This is a genomic window from Psychrobacter sp. Ps1, assembly GCF_022129425.1.
GTDB lineage: Bacteria > Pseudomonadota > Gammaproteobacteria > Pseudomonadales > Moraxellaceae > Psychrobacter.
The window spans coordinates 1-3943 of sequence record NZ_JADQAN010000050.1 but is presented as its reverse complement, the minus strand read 5'-3'; the positions used below and the strand labels follow the sequence as shown (position 1 = coordinate 3943).

The following is a 3943-nucleotide window of genomic DNA, read 5'->3' as shown; positions in this document are numbered from 1 at the left end:
GTGACCTACATCCGTATCAAAGGTGGCTGGTGCTACTTAGCGGTTGTTTTAGACTTGTTTGCTCGCCGTGTGGTTGGCTTTAGCGTATTCGATTCACCTAATAGCACCTTGACCGCATCAGCGCTAAAGATGGCGTATCAGACTCGCCTTAAACCAAGCGGTGTGCTGTTCCACTCTGACCAAGGCACGCATTACACCAGTAAAGAGTTCGCTGACGCGATAGCTGATTGCGACGGTATGGCACAAAGTATGAGCCGTCGTGGAAATTGTTGGGATAACGCGCCAACTGAACGCTTCTTTAGGAGCTTTAAAACCGAGTGGATGCCAAAGGGCGGTTACGAGGATATCGCTGAAGCATCGAGCGCCATTAGTGATTATATCTGGGGCTACTATCAAACCGTGAGACCGCATAGCTTCAACAATTATTTAACACCAGTAGAAACAGAAAAACGTTACTTTAATAAAAACCTCTTAGAAGGTGTCCTAAATTAGTTGACCACTAGAATCTTATAGTAGGCATGGCTAAAGTACTGACTACCTCTGTCTGAATGTACAACTAACCTTTAGCTTGGACGCTTGTTTTTGATGGCTATGTTCAATGATTTACAGGCTAAATCTGCAGTAATGCGCTTATTAACGGTGTAGCCAACTAGCCATTTAATATCGATATCTTTAACACCTGCCAAATACTATCAATCCTCGTTTGTCTAGATATCAGTAATATCACTGATCTGAGCTTGATACGGTCTTTGCATGTCAAACTGGTGATCTAAAATATTCTCATAAACCAGCTTGTCATAGTTTGAGTCAGTGATCACTTTAAAGCGTTTATGACGATGGCATCGTGATATCATGTTCTTCTTTAATAATTCTAACCATGTATAGACTAAATCATGGCTTTGCTCTGTTAGCTATGCTTGCAAACACTCATAACCATAACGTTCTTTATTTTCACTGTGAGCGGCTTTAACTAGTAGCTCTTAATGATTACAGTGTATCTACTGCTCGCTGATATCGCGACTCAAATATTCATAGTAGCTTGAATCCTTAATTTTTGGCGCACGGCATATAGTTACAATACTGAAGAGGGACTGATTATCTTTAATAAAGGCGTCCATTACTAGCTGTCATTGCGAGCATAGCCCTACCCTACGTCTTGCGACATTAAAATAGTCTATTAGACTGTTTCTTAACGTTCCTCATTAGTAAAGTACGTCGTTGCCTCATTCGAGCATAGCTCTCATCTTGTGTCTCGGCGAATCAGTGTTTCGCTTTATTCCTCCTCGGAAGCTTTTCAGCTATCGTTTAAGGTGCTTGTTTTTTCCTATCAAGACCATGAACTATGGGTCGTACTGCTCAGTCCATTTAAGCTTGCCTTGATTGGCTTTGTTATGTCAGCTTGATAGCATTTGAATGGCGATGCCGAGCTGCTCTACAGCAACTGAGATGTTGTCGTTATTTTCTACCACCTTATTGACAGCTTCGGCTTTAAGCTCTGCACTGTAGGTTCTTACTTAGTCGTGGTAAGCTCCTTTGAATATGCTTAGTTTACCAAGTTTACTTCTACGGTTTCTTAAGTATAGCTCAGTTTTTAAGCTCATCTAAGCTAGTGAATTGTCGACCATCATTCTTTGACTCTCTACTTTCGTCTAACACCTGCATTAGATCAGATATTGAGTCATAACTTCGAGGCTTGTAGCGGTTTTCAGTATTAGAGTTGACTATCACCACCGGTCATTCTAATCAACGACATAGATTGCGCAATATTTACATCGTTAGTATCATCTCAGTTTTGAAACGATTCAATTACAACTAGGAAAATATTATGGCAAAATTAGAATCAAACATCGAATTAGAAGCCGCGGCATTTCGTCGCTTACTAGCTCATTTAGACGAGCGTAAAGATGTACAAAATATTGAGCTAATGAACCTTGCCGACTTTTGTCGTAACTGTTTATCCAAATGGTATAAAGCGGCTGGTGAAGAGCGTGGTATTGAGATTGAATACGAGGATGCGCGCGAGCTTGTTTATGGTATGCCTTATGCTGAGTGGAAAGAGAAATATCAACAGAAAGCAACGCCAGAGCAGTTAGCGCGTTTTAACGAGATTGAAGCTGCTAAGAATAAAGCAGATTAAAACTGACAGTGATGACTCAAATAAAATAAGACACCACTAGAGAGTGATATCAAAAAACCCAACATTGCCGCTAATCTAGCGGCTTTCTATAGATTTAAGTATGCTACTAAACCCTATGGTTCCTTGTTTCTGCATTTGACGGTCAAATAGGCGACCGACTAATGGCAATGGTACAATCAATCGACCCTCAGACACCCAAGTCACATGTGTGGTGCCATCGCCCAAGTCTTTTAAGTCAATGATGCCTTTATCATGCTGCATTTTGATGGGCTTAGATTTTTCGATTTGGTATTGCATATGAGTAGGACGCTCAAACGCTGTAATCCGTTCCCAGAACTTAATGGGTCCCGTTTGAATGCTACGTAAAGCCCCGACGCCATTGCGCTCGTCGTTACCTTCAGCTAATAACTTAGCAACTCCTACCGCTTTAAATGAGCCATAACTGGCATGGTCACTCAGTGCTTCAAATACCTCATCAATCGGTTTTTTGACAATGCGCTCTACTTTTATTTTAAACATAATACTATCTCATCAAGACTAAAGTTATTTAGCTTACTGCGATTTTAGAAATAAATATAGCCGTCACATTGTGAAAAATTATTACCGCGAAGAGCCTCTACCTTTCGAAGGACGCCTGCCATTGGTAGTAGGTTTGCCATTGCCTCCAGACTTACCATTACCCCCTGACGGCTTACCACGACCAGTAGGACGTCCATCCCTACCTTTAGAACCTGCTGGTTTTCTAGCATCATCCTTGGCATATTTGTTACGCCCCTTTGCTGCCCCTGCCGATTTTGTAGATGGTTTTGACTTCGACGAAGCATCCGTACGAGGTTTCTTTCGTGGCGCATTGCGAGATTTCTTGTTTGAGTGATTGTCTTGCGAAGAGGAATCTTCTACAGATTTAAGTAACACAGACAGCTCTTTTGGGGTTAAGTCTCGCCAGTCACCAACGGGAAGACCCTTAAGACTTACATTCATAATCCGCGTACGTTCAAGCTTGACGACTTCGTAGCCAAAGTGCTCACACATACGGCGAATTTGACGGTTTAGACCTTGAACGAGCGTGATATTAAACACATTAGGAGCCACTTTAGTCACTGGGCATTTTTTGGTCATCTTGCCAAGCATCGGCACACCGCCCGCCAAACCTTCTATAACGCTATCCGTTAACGGCTTATTTACTGTAACTAAATACTCTTTTTCATGGTTATTACCAGCACGTAGTACCTTATTGACCAAATCACCGTTATTAGTCAAAAATATCAAACCTTGAGAATCTTTGTCCAAACGACCAATCGGAAAAATACGCAAACTATGTCGCACAAAATCGACAATATTATTTTTCTCAGAGCTTTCTGTGGTGCTCACAATGCCTACTGGCTTATTTAATGCAATAAAAATAAAATTATCGGGCTCTCGCGGCTCAATAAGCTGCCCATTAACTTTTACTGCATCACCAGCAACCACTTGATCACCTACCGACGCACGTTTGCCATTGATGTATACATTACCTTGTTCAATGAAGCGGTCAGCGTCTCGCCTAGAGCAAATACCACTTTCGCTGATGTATTTATTTAAACGAGTCGAGGAAGCGTTGAACATAAAGCACCGTTTTACCTGATAAGAAGCATTTTTGCTAAGAAAAAAGCCTGAATTGAATGGATAAACAATAACGAAATAGCTCACATTATATAGGAAACTGAGTAGTTCTTTTAGGTTGAATTGATGTGACCCCTGCCGTCAATCCCGTAGAATTAAACTTGGGAGATTTTAGTTACGCAGCTTGACGATAATAATCAAACC

The 3943-nt window shown here is 41.4% G+C and carries 5 protein-coding genes and 1 pseudogene; 2 read left to right on the top strand and 4 right to left on the bottom strand.

The genetic code is table 11. From position 1 onward, the window contains the following. On the top strand, window positions 1-492 hold a 492-nt coding region (locus tag I3249_RS12995), incomplete at its 5' end, for an IS3 family transposase (RefSeq protein WP_238070241.1). A 71-nt stretch (window positions 493-563) separates the two neighbouring features. Here the strand turns inward: I3249_RS12995 and I3249_RS13110 are convergent. Then, window positions 564-686 carry a hypothetical protein gene (locus tag I3249_RS13110; RefSeq protein WP_269137266.1) on the bottom strand — a complete coding sequence of 41 codons (123 nt, stop codon included), beginning with the start codon at window positions 684-686 and terminating at the stop codon, window positions 564-566. 657 nt (window positions 687-1343) lie between these two features. Beyond that, window positions 1344-1469: pseudogene (locus tag I3249_RS12990) on the bottom strand (IS3 family transposase); the annotation flags it as partial. A gap of 356 nt (window positions 1470-1825) precedes the next feature. Here I3249_RS12990 and I3249_RS12985 point away from each other — a divergent pair. Continuing rightward, on the top strand, window positions 1826-2137 hold the full coding sequence (locus I3249_RS12985; protein ID WP_194364083.1) for a DUF1244 domain-containing protein: 312 nt from the start codon (window positions 1826-1828) through the stop codon (window positions 2135-2137). A 75-nt stretch (window positions 2138-2212) separates the two neighbouring features. Here the strand turns inward: I3249_RS12985 and I3249_RS12980 are convergent, their stop codons facing one another. Together I3249_RS12980 and rluF are read right to left on the bottom strand one after the other, a co-directional pair. Then, window positions 2213-2656, bottom strand: coding sequence for an SRPBCC family protein (locus I3249_RS12980; protein WP_238070240.1), 444 nt, complete (start codon window positions 2654-2656; stop codon window positions 2213-2215). Between the two features lie 81 nt (window positions 2657-2737). After that, entirely contained in the window at window positions 2738-3742 is a 1005-nt protein-coding gene (rluF, locus tag I3249_RS12975; RefSeq protein WP_238070239.1) for a 23S rRNA pseudouridine(2604) synthase RluF, read from the bottom strand. Window positions 3743-3943 lie beyond the last annotated feature (201 nt).

Bases quoted from the DNA above. Each gene is read 5' to 3' on its own strand.
- I3249_RS12985 (WP_194364083.1), top strand. From the start codon at position 1,826: ATGGCAAAATTAGAATCAAACATCGAATTAGAAGCCGCGGCATTTCGT.
- rluF (WP_238070239.1), bottom strand. From the start codon at position 3,742: ATGTTCAACGCTTCCTCGACTCGTTTAAATAAATACATCAGCGAAAGT.
- I3249_RS12980 (WP_238070240.1), bottom strand. From the start codon at position 2,656: ATGTTTAAAATAAAAGTAGAGCGCATTGTCAAAAAACCGATTGATGAG.